23 protein-coding genes are annotated in these 19979 nt (G+C 65.4%); 9 read left to right on the top strand and 14 right to left on the bottom strand.

The genetic code is table 11. The features are described 5' to 3' along the window. Positions 1 to 103 precede the first annotated feature (103 nt). Both acnA and B2V17_RS16410 read left to right on the top strand, forming a co-directional pair. The gene (gene acnA, locus B2V17_RS16405; protein ID WP_292999594.1) at positions 104 to 2779 is read left to right on the top strand and encodes an aconitate hydratase AcnA; all 2676 of its coding nucleotides are present in this window, start codon (positions 104 to 106) and stop codon (positions 2777 to 2779) included. Positions 2780 to 2847: 68 nt separating this feature from the next. After that, positions 2848 to 3357, top strand: a complete 510-nt coding sequence (locus tag B2V17_RS16410; protein WP_292999596.1) for a rhodanese-like domain-containing protein — start codon at positions 2848 to 2850, stop codon at positions 3355 to 3357. 68 nt (positions 3358 to 3425) lie between these two features. On the opposite strand, the gene B2V17_RS16415 is transcribed toward B2V17_RS16410, so the two are convergent. Together B2V17_RS16415 and ruvB are read right to left on the bottom strand one after the other, a co-directional pair. Next, positions 3426 to 4394 carry an MYXO-CTERM sorting domain-containing protein gene (locus tag B2V17_RS16415; protein WP_292999598.1) on the bottom strand — a complete coding sequence of 323 codons (969 nt, stop codon included), beginning with the start codon at positions 4392 to 4394 and terminating at the stop codon, positions 3426 to 3428. A gap of 239 nt (positions 4395 to 4633) precedes the next feature. Beyond that, positions 4634 to 5674, bottom strand: a complete 1041-nt coding sequence (gene ruvB, locus B2V17_RS16420; RefSeq protein ID WP_292999600.1) for a Holliday junction branch migration DNA helicase RuvB — start codon at positions 5672 to 5674, stop codon at positions 4634 to 4636. An 80-nt stretch (positions 5675 to 5754) separates the two neighbouring features. On the opposite strand from ruvB, the gene B2V17_RS16425 reads away from it, so the two are divergent. Further along, positions 5755 to 6090 carry a GIY-YIG nuclease family protein gene (locus B2V17_RS16425; RefSeq protein WP_292999602.1) on the top strand — a complete coding sequence of 112 codons (336 nt, stop codon included), beginning with the start codon at positions 5755 to 5757 and terminating at the stop codon, positions 6088 to 6090. A 41-nt stretch (positions 6091 to 6131) separates the two neighbouring features. Here B2V17_RS16425 and ruvA read toward each other — a convergent pair whose 3' ends face one another. Further along, the gene (gene ruvA / locus B2V17_RS16430) at positions 6132 to 6731 is read right to left on the bottom strand and encodes a Holliday junction branch migration protein RuvA (protein ID WP_292999604.1); all 600 of its coding nucleotides are present in this window, start codon (positions 6729 to 6731) and stop codon (positions 6132 to 6134) included. A gap of 130 nt (positions 6732 to 6861) precedes the next feature. Here ruvA and B2V17_RS16435 point away from each other — a divergent pair, with 130 nt between their 5' ends. Next, on the top strand, positions 6862 to 7401 hold the full coding sequence (locus B2V17_RS16435) for an acyloxyacyl hydrolase (protein ID WP_292999606.1): 540 nt from the start codon (positions 6862 to 6864) through the stop codon (positions 7399 to 7401). On the opposite strand, the gene B2V17_RS16440 is transcribed toward B2V17_RS16435, so the two are convergent. The 8 genes from B2V17_RS16440 to B2V17_RS16475 all read right to left on the bottom strand — a co-directional run bounded on the left by B2V17_RS16440 (position 7398) and on the right by B2V17_RS16475 (position 11136). After that, complete coding sequence (locus B2V17_RS16440; protein ID WP_292999608.1) at positions 7398 to 7736, bottom strand: hypothetical protein; 339 nt, start codon at positions 7734 to 7736, stop codon at positions 7398 to 7400. The two genes, B2V17_RS16435 and B2V17_RS16440, sit on opposite strands and share 4 nt — an antisense overlap. A gap of 62 nt (positions 7737 to 7798) precedes the next feature. After that, positions 7799 to 8269 (bottom strand): crossover junction endodeoxyribonuclease RuvC, encoded by a 471-nt coding sequence (gene ruvC, locus B2V17_RS16445; RefSeq protein ID WP_292999610.1) that lies wholly within the window; start codon positions 8267 to 8269, stop codon positions 7799 to 7801. 204 nt (positions 8270 to 8473) lie between these two features. Continuing rightward, positions 8474 to 8824: a DUF3147 family protein gene (locus tag B2V17_RS16450; protein WP_292999612.1), complete on the bottom strand. Its 351-nt coding sequence runs from the start codon at positions 8822 to 8824 to the stop codon at positions 8474 to 8476. Between the two features lie 31 nt (positions 8825 to 8855). Beyond that, positions 8856 to 9599, bottom strand: coding sequence for a YebC/PmpR family DNA-binding transcriptional regulator (locus B2V17_RS16455; protein ID WP_292999614.1), 744 nt, complete (start codon positions 9597 to 9599; stop codon positions 8856 to 8858). Between the two features lie 57 nt (positions 9600 to 9656). Beyond that, positions 9657 to 10145 carry an arsinothricin resistance N-acetyltransferase ArsN1 family B gene (locus B2V17_RS16460; protein WP_292999616.1) on the bottom strand — a complete coding sequence of 163 codons (489 nt, stop codon included), beginning with the start codon at positions 10143 to 10145 and terminating at the stop codon, positions 9657 to 9659. A gap of 2 nt (positions 10146 to 10147) precedes the next feature. Further along, complete coding sequence (locus B2V17_RS16465; RefSeq protein ID WP_292999618.1) at positions 10148 to 10465, bottom strand: heavy metal-binding domain-containing protein; 318 nt, start codon at positions 10463 to 10465, stop codon at positions 10148 to 10150. A 57-nt stretch (positions 10466 to 10522) separates the two neighbouring features. Further along, on the bottom strand, positions 10523 to 10759 hold the full coding sequence (locus tag B2V17_RS16470; protein WP_292999620.1) for a DUF2312 domain-containing protein: 237 nt from the start codon (positions 10757 to 10759) through the stop codon (positions 10523 to 10525). Positions 10760 to 10800: 41 nt separating this feature from the next. Then, entirely contained in the window at positions 10801 to 11136 is a 336-nt protein-coding gene (locus B2V17_RS16475) for a DUF1244 domain-containing protein (RefSeq protein ID WP_292999652.1), read from the bottom strand. 65 nt (positions 11137 to 11201) lie between these two features. Here B2V17_RS16475 and pyk point away from each other — a divergent pair, with 65 nt between their 5' ends. After that, positions 11202 to 12659, top strand: a complete 1458-nt coding sequence (pyk, locus tag B2V17_RS16480) for a pyruvate kinase (RefSeq protein WP_292999622.1) — start codon at positions 11202 to 11204, stop codon at positions 12657 to 12659. Here pyk and B2V17_RS16485 read toward each other — a convergent pair. Beyond that, positions 12656 to 13318, bottom strand: a complete 663-nt coding sequence (locus tag B2V17_RS16485) for a YggS family pyridoxal phosphate-dependent enzyme (protein ID WP_292999624.1) — start codon at positions 13316 to 13318, stop codon at positions 12656 to 12658. The genes pyk and B2V17_RS16485 overlap by 4 nt on opposite strands. On the opposite strand from B2V17_RS16485, the gene B2V17_RS16490 reads away from it, so the two are divergent. Together B2V17_RS16490 and B2V17_RS16495 are read left to right on the top strand one after the other, a co-directional pair. Further along, positions 13317 to 13877, top strand: a complete 561-nt coding sequence (locus B2V17_RS16490; RefSeq protein ID WP_292999626.1) for a thiamine phosphate synthase — start codon at positions 13317 to 13319, stop codon at positions 13875 to 13877. The two genes, B2V17_RS16485 and B2V17_RS16490, sit on opposite strands and share 2 nt — an antisense overlap. A 102-nt stretch (positions 13878 to 13979) precedes the next feature. Next, positions 13980 to 16328: a DNA translocase FtsK gene (locus tag B2V17_RS16495; protein WP_292999628.1), complete on the top strand. Its 2349-nt coding sequence runs from the start codon at positions 13980 to 13982 to the stop codon at positions 16326 to 16328. Between the two features lie 18 nt (positions 16329 to 16346). Here B2V17_RS16495 and B2V17_RS16500 read toward each other — a convergent pair whose 3' ends face one another. After that, positions 16347 to 16760, bottom strand: a complete 414-nt coding sequence (locus B2V17_RS16500) for a GFA family protein (RefSeq protein ID WP_292999630.1) — start codon at positions 16758 to 16760, stop codon at positions 16347 to 16349. Further along, positions 16757 to 17650 (bottom strand): TauD/TfdA dioxygenase family protein, encoded by an 894-nt coding sequence (locus B2V17_RS16505; protein ID WP_292999632.1) that lies wholly within the window; start codon positions 17648 to 17650, stop codon positions 16757 to 16759. The genes B2V17_RS16500 and B2V17_RS16505 overlap by 4 nt, the downstream gene beginning before the upstream one ends. A gap of 108 nt (positions 17651 to 17758) precedes the next feature. Between B2V17_RS16505 and B2V17_RS16510 the strand changes: the two genes are divergently transcribed. Beyond that, positions 17759 to 18724, top strand: coding sequence for an AraC family transcriptional regulator (locus B2V17_RS16510; RefSeq protein ID WP_292999634.1), 966 nt, complete (start codon positions 17759 to 17761; stop codon positions 18722 to 18724). 95 nt (positions 18725 to 18819) lie between these two features. Beyond that, positions 18820 to 19979: toll/interleukin-1 receptor domain-containing protein (locus tag B2V17_RS16515; RefSeq protein WP_292999636.1), on the top strand; the 1160-nt coding region annotated here is incomplete at its 3' end.

Here is a 19979-nt window from a genome sequence, read left to right on the forward strand (position 1 = left end):
GCATCGGCGGCGCCGACAGACGGCCTTGCTGCATCCGCGAATAGGGGCGCGCCCAAACACTTCGCCGGATACGTAAGGTCTCCACAGTTCAGGAGACATTCGCATGACCCAGGTCGGACAGGACACGCTCGGCACCCGCTCCACGCTCAACGTGGGCGGCAAGGACTACGCCTATTATTCGCTCAGCAAGGCCGCAGCCAAGCTCGGCGATATCAGCCGCCTGCCGTTTTCGATGAAGGTCCTGCTGGAAAATCTGCTGCGCTTCGAGGACGGCGGCTTCACGGTCTCCACCGCCGACGTCCAGGCGGTCGTCGACTGGCAGAAGAACCCCAAGGAATCGACCAACGAAATCCAGTACCGCCCGGCCCGCGTGCTGCTGCAGGATTTCACCGGCGTGCCCTGCGTGGTTGACCTCGCCGCGATGCGCGATGCGATCGCCAAGCTGGGCGGCGACACCAGCAAGATCAACCCGCTGGTCCCGGTGAACCTCGTGATCGACCACTCGGTGATGGTCGATGAGTTCGGCCATCCCAAGGCCTTCGAAGAAAACGTCGAGATCGAATACCACCGCAACATGGAGCGCTATGACTTCCTCAAGTGGGGTTCCAAGTCGCTCAACAATTTCTACGCCGTCCCCCCGGGCACCGGGATCTGCCACCAGGTAAACCTGGAAAACATTGCTCGGACAGTCTGGTCTTCGACCGACCAGAACGGCGCGACCGTGGCCTATCCCGACACCTGCGTCGGAACCGACAGCCACACCACCATGATCAACGGCCTGGGCGTGCTGGGCTGGGGCGTCGGCGGGATCGAAGCCGAGGCCGCGATGCTCGGCCAGCCGGTTTCGATGCTGATCCCCGAAGTGGTCGGCTTCAAGCTGACCGGCTCCTTGCGCGAAGGCGTGACCGCGACCGACCTGGTGCTGACCTGCACCAATCTCCTCCGCAAGCACGGCGTGGTGGGCCGCTTCGTCGAATACTTCGGCCCGGGCCTCGCCTCGCTGAGCCTCGCCGACCGCGCGACGCTCGCCAATATGGCCCCCGAATATGGCGCGACTTGCGGCTTCTTCGGGATCGACGACAAGACGATCGACTATCTGCGCCTGACCGGCCGCGAGGAAAGCCAGATTGCGCTGGTCGAAGCCTATGCCAGGCAGCAGGGTTTCTGGATCGATGCCAATGCGGCCGATCCGATCTTCTCCTCAACGCTCGAACTCGACATGGGCAGCGTGGTCCCCTCGCTCGCCGGGCCGAAGCGCCCGCAGGACCGGGTCAACCTTGAAGACGTCGACGATGTCTTCGCCAAGGACATGGCCGAGACCTACAAGCGCGCCAACACCCGCGTGCCGGTAAGCGGCAAGGACTTCGATATCGGCGACGGCGACGTGATGATCGCGGCGATCACCAGCTGCACCAACACCAGCAACCCCGGCGTGCTGGTCGCCGCCGGGCTGGTCGCCAAGAAGGCCGACGAGCTGGGCCTCAAGCCCAAGCCCTGGGTCAAGACTTCGCTGGCCCCCGGAAGCCAAGTCGTCACCGACTATCTGGTCAAGGCCGGACTGCAGCAGCACCTCGACAATATCGGCTTCAACCTGGTCGGCTATGGCTGCACCACCTGCATTGGCAACTCTGGCCCCTTGGCCGAACCGATCAGCAAGGCGATCAACGAAAACGGCCTGGTCGCCGCCGCCGTGATCTCGGGCAACCGCAACTTCGAAGGCCGCGTTTCGCCTGATGTGCGCGCCAACTTCCTTGCCAGCCCGCCGCTGGTGGTGGCCTATGCGCTGAAGGGCACGGTGATCGACGATTTCGTCACCACGCCGATCGGCACCGGCAAGGACGGTCAGGACGTGTTCCTCAGGGACATCTGGCCCACCAACCTCGAAGTCGCGAGCACCATGGCCGCCTGCGTCACCCGCGAGATGTTCCAGGCCCGCTATGCCGACGTGTACAAGGGCGATGCCCACTGGCAGGCAATCAACGTCACCGGCAGCGAAACCTACCAGTGGCGCGCCGGTTCGACCTATGTTGCCAACCCGCCCTATTTCGAGGGCATGTCGATGACCCCCGCCCCGGTGCAGGACATTGTCAATGCCAAGCCGCTGCTGATCCTGGGCGATTCGATCACCACCGACCACATCAGCCCGGCCGGCAACATCAAGGCTGACAGCCCGGCGGGCCAGTGGTTGATGGAGCATCAGGTCGCCAAGGCCGACTTCAATAGCTACGGCGCGCGCCGCGGCCACCACGAAGTGATGATGCGCGGCACCTTTGCCAACATTCGGATCAAGAACGAAATGGTCCCGGGCATCGAAGGCGGCATGAGCAAGTACAACGGCGAAGTCATGCCGGTTTACGATGCCGCGATGAAGCACAAGGCGGATGGCACGCCGATGGTGGTGGTCGCCGGCAAGGAATACGGCACCGGTTCCAGCCGCGACTGGGCCGCCAAGGGCACCAACCTCTTGGGCGTGCGCGCGGTGATCGTTGAGAGCTTTGAGCGCATCCACCGTTCGAACCTGGTCGGCATGGGCGTGCTGCCGTTGCAGTTCAAGGACGGTGAAACCCGCACGTCGCTCGGCCTCGATGGCGATTGCACTTATACCATCCAGGGCGTCGCCAGCCTGACCCCGCGCGAGGACGTCGAAGTCCAGGTGACCCGCGGCGACGGCAGCCAGTTCAGCTTCACCGCGCTGTGCCGGATCGATACCGCCAACGAGGTCGAGTACTTCATGAACGGCGGGATCCTGCACTACGTTCTGCGCAAGCTGGCGGCCTGATCCGTTCAGCCACGGTTTAGCCGGCGGGGCGCAGCCTTCCTTTCCGTTTCCACAACGGGAGGAACGCGATGCCCCGCCTGCTGTTCACCGCGATTGCTCTGGCACTCGCCGCCCCGGCGCTGGCCCAGACCGCCAATCCGCAGATCGACTACAAGGGCTTCCTCAAGCTCGCGCAGGAGCTTGAGCCGGTTCGCGAGGCGCACCGGCTGCCGTGGGACAAGTTCATCGCCAAGGCCCGTAGCGAAAGCGCGCTGCTGCTCGATGCCCGGTCCGAGCGGGCCTACAACCAGGGGCATATCAAGGGCGCGGTGAACCTGCCGTTTTCGGACTTCACTGACGAGGCGCTGCGCGAAGTGATCGGCAAGCACCCGAACCGACCGATCTACATCTATTGCAACAACAATTTCGCTGACAACGCCGCGCCGGTGGTGACCAAGCGCGTCGACATGGCGCTCAACATCCCGACCTTCGTCAACCTGCACGGCTATGGGTATAGCAACGTGTGGGAACTGGCTGATGTGGTCAGCACCCGGCAGCTTGGCGAAGACTGGGTGCGCGGCCCCGCTCGCGGCCTTTGAGCGAACAAGCAAAAGGGGCGGCCCTTGCGGACCGCCCCTGCCCAAGATCTGGTTGAATTACTGTTGGTTCAGTCCGCCTTGCGGGCGATCCGGCGCCGGCCGAGCACGGCCGCTGCGGCCGCACCGAACAGCACCATCATCGGCGGAGCCGGAACGTCGTGGCCGCCGGTCGAGTGTCCGCCAGAGGTGTGGCCGCCCGAAGTATGGCCGCCGGTGCTGGTCGAGGTCGACGAGCTGGTCGAAGACGAGCCCGAAGTGGACGTCGAGCTCGAGGTTGAGGTCGACGAGCTGGTCGAGCTCGATGTGCTGGTCGAAGACGAGCTGGTGACATTGCCCGAAGAGGTGCTGACGTTGCCCGACGAGGTGCTGACGTTGCCCGACGAGGTGGTCGTCGTGCTGGTCACGCCGCCGGTCGAGGTCGAAACGCCGCCAGTCGAAGTGGAAACACCGCCGGTCGAGGTCGAGACACCGCCGGTCGAGGTCGAAACGCCGCCCGTGGTCGACGAGGTCGAGCTGCCGCCGGTCGAAGTCGAGGTGGAGCTGCCGCCGGTCGAGGTCGAACCGCCTGACGAGGAGCTGGAGGTCGATCCCGTGGTCGTGCTGGTGACGACAACCGAACCGCCGCCGCCGCTGCTCGATCCGCCAAAGAAGCCGCCAAAGAAGCCGCCACCCATCCCGTAGCCGCCGCTGCCGCCGACGATCACGGTCTGCCCGCCGCTGCCGCCTTCGGGCATCGGCTGCTGCGGCAGCTGGGGCATCATCGGCACGGCCATGGCCATCTGCTGTGGCGCGTCGCAGGTGTAGGACTTGGTGACCACGCGCCGGATCTTCTTGGTCTTGCTGACCGGGCCCTTGGCCAGCACCCGCCGCTTGTGCACGGTCACCTTGCCGCGCGGCTTGCTAACCGCGACGCGCTTGGTCGGTTTCGCGTGCTTGACGTATGTGGTCTGCGCTGCTGGAGCCTCGGCGACATGCACCGCACCACCGCCCGCAACCGCGCCAGCAGCCGTAAAAGCCGCAAGTTTCGCAAGTGCCATCCGAACCGACATAAGCTCTGCTCTCTATTGCCCTGGGGGCTGTTATGCTGACGGCCCAACGCCATCTGCACGCCCCGATAAAGCCAAAAGGACAGAGGAACGTTAAAGCGACAATCATATTAACCGTGTTTCGGGGGTCCCGATCCGGGAAAAATGCAGATTGCGTGTAGGCCGGGCAGCTTGTGTCCCATTCTGGAACTCATATCGCGCCAATCCCCAACGCGATGTTGCCGAGATGGTTATTTTACCCCGGGATCCGGAGAATCGAACAGCGGCCCGGCTGCGCCGCTGGGAGGGGCGATTCCCAGGTGCTGCCAGGCCCGGTCGTTTAGGCAGCGGCCCCGCGCCGTGCGGGCAATCAGGCCGAGCTGGATCAGGTAAGGTTCGATCACATCCTCGATCGTATCGCGCGGCTCGGAAAGACCCGCCGCGAGCGTTTCGACCCCGACCGGGCCACCCTTGTATATATCGGCGATCATCATCAGGTAGCGCCGGTCCATCGCATCGAGCCCCAGCGCATCGACTTCCAGCCGGGTCAGCGAGGCATCGGCGATCTCGCGCGTCACCACCCCGTCGCCCGCGACGTGGGCAAAGTCGCGAACCCGGCGCAGCAGACGGCCGGCGACCCGCGGCGTCCCCCGCGCGCGGCGGGCGATTTCCTGCGCCCCCGCTGGATCGATCCCGATCCCGAGCAGCCCCGCGCCGCGCGTCACCACCCGTTCAAGTTCCGGCACCGTATAGAAATTCAGCCGCACCGGGATCCCGAAACGGTCGCGCAGCGGCGTGGTCAGCAGCCCGGCGCGGGTAGTCGCGCCGACCAGCGTGAACGGCGGCAGATCGATCCGCACCGAGCGCGCCGAGGGCCCCTCGCCGATGATCAGGTCGAGCGCGCGGTCCTCCATCGCCGGATAGAGCACTTCCTCGACCTGCGGGTTGAGGCGGTGAATCTCGTCGATGAACAGGACGTCGCCTTCTTCCAGATTGGTCAGCAGCGCGGCCAGATCACCGGCCTTGGCGATCACTGGCCCGGACGTGGCACGAAAGCCGACCCCGAGTTCGCGCGCAACGATCTGCGCCAGCGTGGTCTTGCCCAGCCCCGGCGGCCCAAAGAACAACACATGATCCATCGCCTCGCCGCGCGACCTGGCGCTTTCGATGAAGACCCGCAGGTTGTCCTTGGCGGCAGCCTGGCCGACGAATTCGGACAGGGTTTTCGGCCGGAGCGCAGCGTCAGCGTCATCCGGCTGGCGTTGGGGGGTGAGGATGGGGTTATCGGTCATGCGAACGATGCCTCCATTCCCATCCCGTTTCCGTCACCCTGAACTTGTTTCAGGGTCCATTTCGCGGCACGCTTCACCGCATGCGGCAGGAACGGCTCCCTTGCGTCTACATTCTGGCGAGCGGGCACTACGGCACGCTTTACATTGGCGTTACTTCCGATCTGATCGCGCGCCTTTGGCAACATCGCAACAATGCCCTGCCAGGCTTCACCAGTCGGCATAAGATCTACAGATTGGTTCACTACGAACTTTTCGGCGAGATGGAACCCGCGATCCTGCGCGAGAAGCGGCTGAAGCGCTGGCACCGACCGTGGAAGATCAACCTGATCAACGAGCACAACCCGCATTGGACCGACCTTGCCGTGGGGCTGGGTTTGCCGCCGCTTGCTCCGGGCAATCCGAGAAATGGACCCTGAAACAAGTTCAGGGTGACGATCAAGGAGTTGTTGGAGGCAATTCACCCCGCCGCCCTCTTCAAGGCCACCCGCACCAGCGCGTTGAGTTCCGCCCCGTCACCCAGTTCCTCCAGCGCGCGGGCCACCGCTTCGGTCGCCACGTTTGGCTTGAAGCCCAGGTTCTGCAGCGCCGAGACCGCATCCGAACTGGCCGAACCCGCCGGGGCCGACGCCAGCGCCGCGCCCGCCACGCTGGGCAGCGCGCCGGCCTTGTCCTTCAATTCATTGACGATCCGCACCGCCAGCTTGGGCCCCACGCCTTGCGCGCGGGCGACCATCGCCGCGTCGCCGCCGGCGCAGGCGCGTTGCAGTTCGTCGACCGTCAGCGCCGAAAGCACCGCCAGCGCCATCTTGCTGCCGACGCCCTGGATGCCGGTGAGCAGGCGGAACCATTCGCGCTCACCGCCGCTGGTGAAGCCGATCAGCCGCATGTCGTTCTCGCTGACCTGCATTTCGGTGTGGACCGTCACCCGGTCTCCGCGCACACCGAGGGCACTGAGCGTCCGCGCCGAACACTGGACCAGATAGCCGACCCCGGCGACGTCGATCACCGCCCAGTCAGGGCCGAAATCGTCAAGCGTGCCGGTCAGTTTGGCGATCATGCCCGAGGGGTTAACCCGCCGCGCGGGCTGGGGCAAGCAAAAGGGAACAAGGCGCGAACAGCTTTGTTCAGCCTTGCGCAACCGCAATGGCCTAGAAGCGCGCCAAATATCTGCTTTGGGGGATACCCGGATGACCGCTACCCGTTTGCTTGCTGCCGCCATGGGGGTCTGCGCCCTGACTGCCCTGCCCGCCAATGCACAGGAAGTCTATCTCGGCGCCAGCTTTCACGGAGTGAACCTGCCAACCAGCTTTGACACCGGCGAGCGCGGGCACGATTTGCAAGCCGGGGTCCGCAGCGAGCCGATCGAAGCGCTGAAGCCGATCGGCAAGCCGCAAGCCTATCTGCACGGGCAAGTCAGTCTGGATGGCGAAACCAGTTTCGCCGCTGCGGGTCTTACCTGGAAGCTGGGCAAGGGTCCGGTCTATCTCGGCCCTGCGCTAGGACTGGCAATTCACAACGGCAAGGTTCCGAAGTTCGACGCACAGGGCCGCCGGATTGATCTGGGCTCGCGCATTACCTTCAATCCCGCCCTGTCACTGGGTTACCGGGTGAACGACAAGGTCGCGGCCGAGCTGAGCTGGGAGCACATCAGCCACGCGACCCTGCTGAGCGGACAGAACCCGGGCATGGATTCCATCGGTGCCCGGGTGGTGATGAAGCTGGACTAAAACCTTGGCAGCGGCATGTCCGCGCCGATCTTGCAGGCGAGCGCTGCAGCACCGACTTCGACCAGAACTTCGGGATCATCGACCCGGCCCGCGACCCGGATCAGATCGCCAAAAGTCAGCCGCTGTCCGGTGTCGTAATAGCGCGCCGCATCGGCCAGCCGGCGGACCTGACCGGTCGAGAGGTGTCCGCGCAGGAACTCCGAAGCGCAGCTCGCCTCGTTCTGGTTGAGACCATAGCGCATCAGCGCATCGGAAATCTGGTAGCGGCTGGCGACGCAACCCGACAGGGTCAGCCCGGCAAGTGCGGCGAGTGTTAGGGTCTTGGACAAATGCATGTGCGACTCCGGCTGTGCCCCCGGAAGTGCCCGCATAGCAGAGCTGGCTGAACCGCGCCTTGCTATCCCCGCAACAGATTCGCATGGGTAATCGCCACGGCCAGGGCATCGGCCGCGTCGGCGCCGGCCAGCTTGACTCCGGGCAGCAGCACCCCGAGCATCGCCTGGACCTGGGCCTTTTCCGCCCCGCCGGTGCCGACGATCGCCTTCTTGACCAGCCGGGTGGCATATTCCGCCACCGGCATTCCGGCCCGAGCCAAGGCAAGCAGGCAGACCCCGCGGGCCTGACCAAGCTTGAGCGTCGACTGCGGGTTCATGTTGACGAACACCTCTTCCACCGCGCCCTGATCGGGCTGGTGCCGCGCGATCACATCGGCAAGTTCGCGGTCCAGCATGACCAGCCGCTCGGCCAGCGCGGCCTTGGGATCGGTCTTCACCTGGCCGTTGGCCACGTGGCTGAGCCGGTTACCGCTTTTGGCGACGATCCCCCAGCCGGTGCAGGAGAGCGAGGGATCGAGGCCGATAATCAGCATTGGCAACAAGAAAAAGATTGGCTCACGCAAAGGCGCGAAGTCGCAAAGGTGCCATGATTGCGGCGAAGCTGATTGCCATCCGAACGCAGGAACCGAATACCAGGTTTAAACGGAGCACGCCTGCGGCGCATTGCGTGGTGCCTTTGCGCCTTTGCGCCTTTGCGAGAGTACATTTCGAAACCAAGGCGAAGGTTCCCAATCACGTCAAATCCTGATCCCCAGCCTGGGTCCGAACTGCGCCATCAGCAGGTACAGCGCAACGGTCAGCAAGCAGCCCGCCAGCAAGGCCAGCCAGAACGAGTGGCCGCTGCGCAGCAGCCACGGGATCAGCAGAAACATCGGCAGGCTGGGCAGCACGTACCAGAAGGTCGCCTCGGCATGGACCGCCATGTTCTCGGCGTCGGGGCGGGACTGCCACAGCAGGATCATCCCCAGCACCGAAACCAGCGGCAGCGAAGCGACCAGGGCCGCCACGGTCGGCAGACGCTTGCCGATCTCGGCAACGGCCACGATCAGCGCGCCAGATAGAAGAGCCTTGGCAACAAGGCCCCACATTATTCCGGAGCTCCGCTGGCCGCGACCGCGATCACCCCAGCTTCGCCATCACGTCATCGGAGATCTCGTAATTGCCCCAGACGGTCTGGACATCGTCGTCGTCGTCGAGCACGTCGATCAGCTTGAGCAGCGTAGCGGCATCGCCTTCGGCCACATCGGCCTTGAGACTGGGCTTCCAGCCGAGCTTGACCCCCACGGCCTCACCCAAAACCTTTTCAAGCTCGCGCGCAACCGGGTGGAGATTTTCGACCGCAACCCAGATCGCGTGGCCGTCTTCGTCGCTTTCGACATCGTCAGCCCCGGCCTCAAGCGCGGCTTCGAAAACCTTGTCGGCATCGCCGGCGCTGCCGGGATATTCGATCAGGCCAAGCCGTTCGAACCCGTGGCTGACCGCTCCCGATGCACCCAGATTGCCGCCGTTCTTGGCAAAGGCGGTGCGGACATTGGTGGCCGTGCGGTTGCGGTTGTCGGTCAGCGCCTCAACGATCAGCGCGACCCCGCCCGGGCCGTAGCCTTCGTAGCGGATCTCTTCGTAGTTCTCGGCGTCGCCCTTGCTGGCCTTGTCGATCGCGCGCTGGATATTGTCCTTGGGGACCGACTGCGCTTTGGCCGCGTTGACCGCGGCGCGCAGGCGCGGGTTAAAGTCCGGATCGGGCATGCCCATCTTGGCCGCAACAGTGATTTCGCGGCTGAGCTTGGAAAACAAGCCAGCGCGCTTTTTGTCCTGCGCGCCCTTGCGGTGCATGATGTTCTTGAATTTGGAATGGCCTGCCATGTTCTTGTCTTGCCGCTAAGATTGGGAATTGGCGGGCCCTTACACCGCGATCCGCCTTCAAAGCAACCGCTGCCACCATCCGACATCGCGCCAGCCGCCGCATTTCCAGCCGACCTCGCGGTAGATTCCGACCGGCGTGAAGCCCACCGCCTCATGCACTGCGATCGATCCGGGGTTGGGCAAGGCGATCCCGGCAAAGGCCGCGTGCAGTCCCCTCGCAGCCAGTTCCGGCAACAGCCGCTCGTAAAGCGCGCGTCCGATGCCCTGCCGCGCACAGGCCGGATCGACATAAACCGCGACATCGCAGGAACTGGAATAGGCCGCGCGGGTGCGGTGCGGCGAGCCATAGGCATAGCCGACCACCGTTCCGTCCCGCTCGGCGACCAGCCAGGCGTGGCTGGCGCCATAATCCGCAATACGCCGCGCCATTTCGGCAGAATCAGGCGGTTCGGTCTCGAAACTGGTCCAGCCGTCGGTCACGAAGGGTCGGTAAATCGCCGCACAGCGCGCCGCGTCGCGGAGGGGATCGGCAAGGCGCAGGTCCACCGTCAGACGATGACTGCCGTGCCCGAGGCGCTGACCATCAGCATCGATCCGGCCTTGCCCAGCACTTCATAGTCGATATCGACCCCGATCACCGCATTGGCGCCCAGCGCCTGCGCCTTGGCTTCCATTTCGGCCAGTGCCTGTTCGCGGGCGCGGGTCAGCACCTCCTCGTACTTGCCCGAGCGGCCGCCGAAAATGTCGGAGAACGAGGCGAAGATATCGCGGACCAGATTGGCCCCGGCGATCACTTCGCCGGTGACGATGCCGCAATAGCGCTGGACCGGCTGGCCCTCGATGCTGGGTGTCGTGGTAGAGATCATCGGGCGTCCTTTTCGCGGGGGTTCACTCCCGCAAAGTTAGAGCGCCCACCGCCCCGGTCAACCCAGGCCAAGCGCAGCCTTGTAGGTATCCAGCAGCGCTTCCATTTCCGCGCGATCATCGGGCTTCATCTTGCGCAGGCGGACGATCTGGCGAATGATCTTTGCATCATAGCCGACCGCCTTGGCCTCGGCGTAGACGTCCTTGACGTCGTCGGCGATGCCCTTCTTTTCCTCTTCGAGGCGTTCGATACGCTCGATCAGCAGGCGCAGGCGGTCGTCGGTGGCATTGGCCATTGGGGAAACTCCGGTGGAATGAGAATCAGTCGAGCGCGCTCTTAGGGTTGGGGCGCGTTCTTCTTCAAGCTCTCAGCCATGCGTTCGAGCTGCTGCGGAGTCGCTTCGCTGTGGAAACGTGCTTTCCAGTCGCCGCTGGACATGCCGTGGATCACTTCGCGGGCCCCTTCCTTGTCGTAAGGCGCTCCTGCATCGCGGATCCAGTCGGCCAGGCAATTGCGGCAGAACCCGGCCAGACCCATCAGGTCGATGTTCTGAGCGTCATGACGGTGTCGCAAATGACGGACAAGGCGGCGGAACGCGGCGGCGGCGACGGCATCGTCAAGGGTTTCGAGCGGATCGCCGGCAGTCGCATTCGTATTTTCAGAGCAGCTCATCGGGGTTTCCTTGGGTTTTCTCAGCTTCTTTGCCATAGGGCAGGTCAAAGCAGGAAGAGGTAACAGTGGCAAAATTCGACCCGCGCGGACGCAAAGTGAAAATCCTGGCGACGCTGGGCCCGGCCAGCCGCAGCCCGGAGATGATCGAAAAGCTCCTGCGTGCCGGGGCCGACGCTTTTCGCGTCAACATGAGCCACGGCGATCACGAGACCCACGCCCAGACAATCGCCGCGATCCGCGAGGTCGAAAAGGCGGTAGGTCGCCCGGTGGCGGTATTGTGCGACCTGCAGGGTCCAAAGCTGCGTGTCGGCCAGTTCAAGGACGGCCGCGCGGTGATCCGACATTCGGGCCATTTCCGCTTTGACCGCGATCCCGCCCTGGGCGATGAAAACCGGGTTTGCCTGCCGCATCCCGAACTGTTCGGCGTGCTGCGCAAGGGTCAGCGCTTGCTGATCGACGATGGCAAGCTGCGGCTGCGGGTGATCGAGGCGAACGAGGACAAGATCCTCTGCTCGGCCGAAGTCGGCGGCGTCATCTCCGATCGCAAGGGCGTCAACGTCCCCGACGCGGTGGTGCCGATCCCGGCGCTGACGGAGAAAGACCGCCGCGACCTGTCGTTCGCGCTCGATCAGGGGGCGGACTGGATCGCGCTGTCGTTCGTCCAGCGGCCCGAAGACGTGGCCGAGGCCCGCCGGCTGATCGGCGGATCGGGTACCGCGCTGATGGCCAAGATCGAAAAGCCGGCAGCGGTCGAGCGGCTGGAAGAGATCATCGAGCTGGCCGACGGGATCATGGTTGCGCGCGGCGATCTGGGGGTTGAGCTCAATCCCGAGGAAGTGCCCCCGATCCAGAAGCGGATCGTGGCGATCACCCGCCGTTCGGGCAAGCCGGTGGTGGTCGCAACGCAAATGCTCGAATCGATGATCGAGAGCCCGGCCCCGACCCGCGCCGAAGTATCCGACGTGGCCAATGCGGTCTATGATGGGGCCGACGCAGTGATGCTCTCGGCCGAGACTGCCAGCGGCGCCTGGCCCGAGGAAGCCGTCTCGATCATGCACCGGATCGCCGGGCAGGTCGAAAGCGATCCGGGCTACCGCCAACAGGTCAGCTTTGCCCAGGTAATGCCTGACACCACCACCGCCGACGCGCTGAGCCACGCCTGCGCCTCGATCGCGGAGAGCTTGCCGATCGCCGGAATCATCGTCTTCACCGGATCGGGCAGTACCGCCCGGCGCGTGGCCCGCGAGCGCCCCGCCGCGCCGATGCTGGTGCTGACACCGTCATCGCGGATCGCGCGCCGCCTGGCCCTGCTGTGGGGCACGCACGCGGTCAGCACCAAGGACATCGGCAGCTTTGAAGAGATGATCGCCAAGGGCAAGCGGATGGCGCTGCGCCACGGGTTCGGAACCGCCGGCTCAAAGCTGATCGCGCTGGCCGGGGTGCCCTTCGGCACACCCGGATCGACCAACCTGCTTCACGTGGTGACGCTGAGCGGGGACGAGCTTCACAAGCATTCGGCCTAAGTGCGTCCGCCAAACAACGCAGAACCGACCCGGACATGCGTGGCGCCAAGCATCACGGCGGTCTCGTAGTCGCTCGACATGCCCATCGAGCGCCCCGCCAGGCCGTGATCGCGGGCCAGTTTGTCAAGCAGGGCGAAGAACGGCGCCGGTTCGATATCGGCGGGTGGCACGCACATCAGACCGACTATCGGCAACGCGGCGCTGCGGGCCTCGCCCAGCAAGGCCGGCAGGTCGGCAATTGCGCAGCCGCCCTTCTGCTCTTCCGCGCCGATGTTGACCTGAATGAAGCACGGCACTTGCCGGCCGGCCTTGTCCATCGCCTTGGCCAGCGCCGTGACCAGGCTCGGGCGGTCAAGCGAATGGATGCAATCGAACAGCCGCACCGCCTCCTCAGCCTTGTTCGACTGGAGCTGGCCAACCAGATGCAGCTGGATCGCGCCGTGGGCATCGCGCAGCGCGGGCCACTTGGCCTCGGCCTCTTGCACCCGGTTCTCGCCGAAAACGCGCTGCCCGGCCTCAATCAACGGCGCGATCGCCTCGGCCGGGTGAGTCTTGCTGACCGCGATCAGGGTGATCTCCTCGGCCTTGCGCCCGGCGATGCGGGCCGCCTGGGCGATACGGGCGTTGACGTCTGACAGGGCGGTGGCTGGATCGATCATGGCGCGCTGCTATAGCGATGCGATGAACCCGCGCCAGCCCCTGCCCAACATCTGGGTGATTTCAGACGCCCGCAACGATGCGGTGCTGGAACAGGCCTTGCGTAAACTGCCGCGCGGCAGCGGTCTGGTGTTCCGGCACTATCATCTGGAGGAGGAAGCGCGGCGGGAACGCTTCGGCGCGCTGCTGGCCCTGTGCCGCGGCCTTGGCCATGTCGCGGTTCTCTCCGGCGATGCCGGACTGGCCCGGACCTGGGACGCTGACGGGATCTATGGCGCGGTAGACCGGCTTGACCCGGCAACCGACCTGCTCCGCCTCGCGACTGTCCATGACGCGCAGGAAATCGCTGCCGCCAATGCTGCGAGGGTCGACGGGCAGTTGCTCTCTCCGGTGTTCCCGACCCGCAGCCACCCCGGCGCACCGCACCTGGGTGTGGACCGATTTCGCGAACTCGCGGCGCTGTCGAACAGCCCGGTGATTGCGCTGGGCGGGATGAACGCGGCGCGCGCGGCGGAACTCGGCTGGCCACGCTGGGCTGCGATCGACGCCTTTTTGCGGTGAAGCGAAGCAAAAAGACCCGCTCACCCTGAGCTTGTCGAAGGGGGATTCTTGACGCGGAGTCACCCCAGAGCGCATAACGCGAACTGACCAAAGGGGAGCACCATGGCAACACGTCCGGTTTCGGCCAGCCACCGCGGCGCACGCGTCGATTGGCGCGCGGCCATGAAGCGCGCCCTGCGCCGCAGTGCCGAGATCGGCGGGGCAATCGCGCTGCTGGGCGCGACGCTGTTCCTGGCCCTGGCGCTGATGACCTATCACCAGACCGATCCCTCGGCCTCGACCGCGGCGGCAGGCCCGGCACAGAACTGGATGGGCGGCGCGGGCGCCTGGGTGGCGGAACGCGCGCTGTTCCTGTTCGGCTGGACCGCGGTGCTGCTGCTGCCGATGCTTTATGTGATGGCGCGCAAGCTGTGGCGGCTGGTTGAGGAGGAAGACAGCGATCTGCCGCACGCCGATCATGCCTGGTGGCGTCCGGTCGGTCTGCTGCTGTTCGCAATGACCCTGATTGCCACCACCATTGCGCTGTGGATCAGCGCCGATACCGACATGCCGGCCGGCTGGGGCGGGATTACCGGGCTGATGGGTGCCGGCGCGGTCGACTATGCCGCCTCTTTCGCGCCCGAAGGCTATCGCTGGCTGTTCGCCCCGATTGCCGGGCTACTGACGCTCAGCGCCGGCGCGATCATCGCCGGCCGGGTCTTCGCGATCGACTGGGGCAGCCTGTTCACCCTGCCCATCTTCCTCAAGCGCCGCCCGGCCTTGCCCGACCGGGTCGCCGACGCGATCCCCGCGGTGCGGGCCAGGCGCGAACGCGCTGCCGCCGCCGCTCCGGTGCAGCTGGGCGAGCCGCGCAAGGCGCCCGAGATCACCGACCCTTCGCGCCCGGCCAAGCCCGCGCAGATTTCTTCGCGTAGCCGCCAGGGCGACCTGTTTGACAGCTTCGAGCTGCCCAGCCTTGACCTGCTCAACGATCCCGCGCCGAATTCGGCACCAAAGATCGACAAGCTGGCGCTGGAGCGCAACGCCCGCCTGCTCGAGACCGTGCTCGACGATTTCAACGTCAAGGGCACGATCGACGCGGTCCGCACTGGCCCGGTCGTGACCATGTACGAGCTCGAACCCGCGCCGGGAATCAAGGCCAGCCGGGTGATCGGCCTGGCTGACGATATCGCCCGCAACATGAGCGCGATCTCGGCCCGCGTTTCTTCGATTCCGGGCCGCACGGTGATGGGGATCGAACTGCCCAACCAGCACCGCCAGATGGTCAGCTTCAAAGAACTGGTCGCCTGCGAACAGTTCGCCGCCAGCAAGGGCGCGCTGCCGATCATCCTCGGCAAGGATATCGCGGGCGAGCCGATCGTCGCTGACCTCGCGACCATGCCGCACCTGCTGGTGGCCGGGACCACCGGCTCGGGCAAGTCGGTCGGGCTCAACACGATCCTGCTGTCGCTGCTCTATCGCCTGACCCCGGCGCAGTGCCGACTGATCCTGGTCGATCCCAAGGTGCTGGAACTCAAGAGCTACGACGATATCCCGCACCTGCTCTCGCCGGTCGTGACCGAACCGGCCAAGGCAGTTCGCGCGCTGAAATGGGCGGTCGAGGAAATGGAGCGGCGCTATCGCCAGATGAGCGAGCTGTCGGTCCGCAACCTGACCGGCTTCAACGAAAAGGTCGCCACGGCCGCCGCCAAGGGCAAGCCGCTGGGGCGCCGGATCCAGATCGGGTTCGACCCCGAAACCGGCGAGGAGCTGTATGAAGAGCAACAGCTCGATTACCAGCCGCTGCCGCAGATCGTGGTGATCGTCGACGAGCTGGCCGACCTGATGGTGACGGTCGGCAAGGAAGTCGAAGTGCTGATCCAGCGGCTCAGCCAGAAGAGCCGCGCCGCCGGCATCCACCTGATCATGGCAACCCAGCGCCCCTCGGTCGACGTGATCACCGGGGTGATCAAGGCCAACCTGCCGACCCGCATCTCGTTCGCGGTGACCAGCCGGATCGACAGCCGCACGATCCTGGGCGAGCAGGGTGCGGAGCAACTGCTGGGCAAGGGCGACATGCTCTACAAGCCCAACACCGATCCGATCAAACGCGTCCACGGGCCGTTCGTTTCGGACGAGGAAGTGGAACGGATCGCCGATTTCTGGCGCGCCCAGGGCAGCCCCGAATATGTCGACAGCGTCACCGAAGAGCCCGAGGACGGCGGTTTCGGCTTCGACGACCTTGACGCGACCGCCAGCGACGCCCCCGAAGAACGCAAATACCGCCAGGCCTGCCAGATCGTTTTCGAAAGCCAGAAGGCCAGCGCAAGCTGGCTGCAACGCCAGATGGGGGTCGGCTACAACACCGCCGCCAAATGGGTCGAACGGATGGAAGCCGACGGCTTCGTCGGCCCGGCCAACCACGTCGGCCGCCGCGACATCTACCGCGACAAGGACGGGTCGCCGCTCTGAGCGGCCGTGTTCGGCGCTTCAGCCGATCTGCGGCTGCTGCTCGATTGCCGGAACATCGCCCAGGTCACCGGTCCAGGCGTAGGCCGAGCCGTGCCAGATCTGCAGGCTGGGGCGAAGCTCGCGGGCCTGCCGCGCGGTGCTGAGCCGTAGCGACAGCGTCCGCGATTCCTCGGCCTGGGTGCCATAGAGCGAGGTGCCGCAGGTCCCGCAAAAGGCCAGCGCCCGCTCACGCCCGCTCGCCGCGATCTTGTGGAAGTACCTGGGCGTCCCGGCCAGCAGGGTGAACCGGTCCTTGTCCACCAGCGTCCCCCAGCGGAACGCCCCGCCGCCGCCGATCTGGCAATCGCTGCAATGGCAGACCAGCACCGCAGCCGGGTCGATCTCTGCCTCGTAGCGGATTGCTCCGCACAGGCAGGCGCCGTCGACCTTCATTCGGCGGCCATGGCCAGAAAGGGCTCGGGCCGAATCGCCGGCGACCACGAGGCGACCCGGTGCAGCCGCCGCAGCTGGGTGCCGATATCGGCCGAAACGCCGTAATGGGTGGTCCCGAAATTGTCCCACAGCGCCACGTCGCCCGGTTCCCACTGGTGGCGGACCTGGATCTCGGGGATCTTCGACATCTCATTGGCCAGTTTGATCAGCGGTTCGGACAGTTCGGTCTCATAGCCGTGGACCCGCTGGACATAGGCATTGCCGACGAACAGGCAGGGCTTGCCGGTGGCATGGTGGCGGATCACAGCCGGGTGCACAGCATGTTCGCGCGAACCCATGATTCGCTCGATGATCGCCGGATCGCCGAAATCGTGGCGCAGCATCAGATAGAGCGAATCGTGCTCTACCTCGATCGAACTGAACAACGCCTTCAGCGCCTCGGGCAGGCGTTCGTAAGCCGCGCTCATGCTGGCCCACATCGTGTCGGCCCCGAACGGCACCTGCTCTGCCTGGAGGATCGACATAACGTTGGGATTCTGCCGCGCGGTCACGTCATGATGCCAAAGATCGGTGGTCGACTTCGCATTCTCGGTCTGGAGCCGCTGGATCACCACCACTTCGGGGTGGCCTTCGTCAGCCCTGGTCGGCGCGAAGGTGTGCTTTTCGAGCTGGTCGGCGAAAGCCAGGGCAACCCGTTTCATCGCGTCGAACGGCAAATGCTGGCCGCGTCCGAACAGCACGCCATAGGTCCACAGCGCTTCGCGCAGGTCGGCCAGGCCGGCATCGTCGAGATCGGCCAGGTTGCAGCCTTCGATCCAGCCCCCGATCACCGGGGTGCGGGGGATGACGCGGAATTGAGCATAGTCGCGGGTTTCAAGCCGGTCGGTCATGGCATTCTCTCCCATTTGTCCTTGTTGAGACCAAGCTAGCTTGCCAGTTGACGCCTGCTTGACATTTCGGGACATTAATTTGATATTTGGGGACATGGAACGCCGCCGGTGACCCTACTTGCGCGCAGCGCCGTGCTCGAAGGCCTCGGCGTAGTCGCGCGCGAACGCGGGCTCGATCCCGGCGCGCTGCTGCGGCAGTGCGGCGTGCCCCAGCGGGCGCTGACCGATCGCGACTTGCGGATCCCGGCCGAACAGGTCGCCGCCTTGCTGGAAACCACCGCACGCCAGGCCGGGATCGACGATCTGGGGCTGCGGATGGCGCTGCTGCGGCACAGTTCGGTGCTCGGCCCGCTGCGCATGCTGCTGCGCGAGCAGGCCACGGTCGGCGCTGCGCTCGCCGCGCTGGCCCGCTTTGGCTGGGCGCAGATCGAAGGATTGGGGCTGGCGCTGAACGACGATGGCGAGATCGCCGTGCTGCGGCTGTCGCTCGACCCGGTACTGATCGGCGCCAGCCGCGAAGCCAGCGAACTGACCCTGGCCTCGCTGACCGGGCTGCTGCGCGAATTCATGGGGCCGGGCTGGCAGCCGGAGATGGTGCTGTTCACGCACCCGCGCCCGGCCAGCCTGGCGCGGCACATCGCCTGCTTCGGGCGGGTCCCGGTCTTCGCGCAGGACATGACCGCCCTGGTCCTGACCAGCGCGGAACTGCGTCGCCCGATCGAAGGCGCCGATCCGGCGGCAGCAGCGCTGGCGGCGCGGATGCTGGGCGAAGTCGGCCCCGGCCCTTCGCCGAGCGAGGCCGACCGGGTGCTGATGCTGATCCGCGATGCCCTGCCCCGCGGCGAGGCCAGGGCTGACCGGATTGCGAACCGGCTCGGGATCGATCGCCGCACGCTGCATCGCCGCCTGGCCGCTGCCGGAACCAGCTATACTTCCCTGCTGCAACGCGCCCGGCGCGATCTGCTCACCGCGCTCGCCGCCGCGCCGGGCCGGAGCCTGACCGAACAGGCTGGACTGTTCGGCTTTTCCAGCCTCAGCGCCTATTCGCGCTGGCGCCGGAGCAATCGATCCTGACTCGGATGATCGGCTCTTCCGCACGGATGGAATTGCTGTAGGCTGCATTGCCAAGGGGTCGCGCGACCGGCTGATTGGCCGGAGGGGGAACGGCCATGCCGGATTTTCGCTACAAGGCCTTTGTCAGCTATAGCTGGGCCGATGCCGAATGGGGCAACTGGCTGCTCCACGCGATCGAGACCTACCGCACGCCCAGGGCGATGGTCGGCAAGGACGGCGCACACGGGCCGGTGCCCGAACGGCTCCACCCGCTGTTCAAGGACCGAGAGGAAGAAGCTGCCGGAGCCAGCATCGGCGCCGCAGTGGAAGCGGCACTCCGCGCGTCTGAATTCCTGATCGTGGTCTGCTCACCGCGTTCGGCCCAATCGCAATGGGTCAATCACGAGGTCGCCTGGTTCAAGACCCACCGCGATCCGGACAAGATCCTGGCGCTGATCGTCGATGGCGAGCCCGGCGGGGGCGAGCTGGAATGCTTTCCAAAGGCACTGACTCACGCGGTCCTGCCCGATCTGACAGTAACCGACACCCCGGTCGATGCCCCGCTCGCCGCCGATGCGCGGATCACCGGGGATGGCAAGCGCGGGGCGCGGCTGAAGATTGCGGCGGCCATGCTCGGCGTCGGTCTCGGCGAACTTATCAACCGCGACGAGCGCCGCCGCACCCTGCGCACCCGGCTGGTGGTGGCCGGCTCGCTTGCCCTGGCAACCGTGATGGGCGGAATGGCCTGGTACGCGATCCAGGCCAGGAACGAAGCGCAAGTTCAACGTGGGCAGGCCGAAGGGCTGGTCGAATTCATGATCGGCGACTTGCGCAAGAAACTGCAGCCCAAGGTCCAGATCGAAGTCCTGGGCAGCATCGCCGACCGGGCGCAGGCGTTCTACGCGGTGCAGAGCAAGTACCCGATGAACGAGGAGGCCCTGGCCCGGCGCGCGCGAGTGCTCAAGCTGCTCGCCGACATCGAAGACCATCGCGGCAATTCCGGCAAGTCGATCGCGCTGTTGGAGCAATCGATAGCATCGTCGCGCCAACTGCTGGAGCGCGATCCCGACAATCCGGACCGGATTCTGGATCAGGCATTCAGCCTCCAGGGGCTGGGCAATATCCTGTTTCTGCGCGGCGACTTGTCTGGCGCTGAGGCGAAGATGCAGGAAGCCGTACAACTGACCGCGCATTTGGTTGAAGATATCGGCCAAAAGAATGAATGGCTTGCCGAGCACGGCACAGCTCTTGGCAACCTAGGCTCAGGACCCATTAA

This window comes from Novosphingobium sp. UBA6272, assembly GCF_002440635.1.
Taxonomy (GTDB): Bacteria; Pseudomonadota; Alphaproteobacteria; order Sphingomonadales; family Sphingomonadaceae; genus Novosphingobium.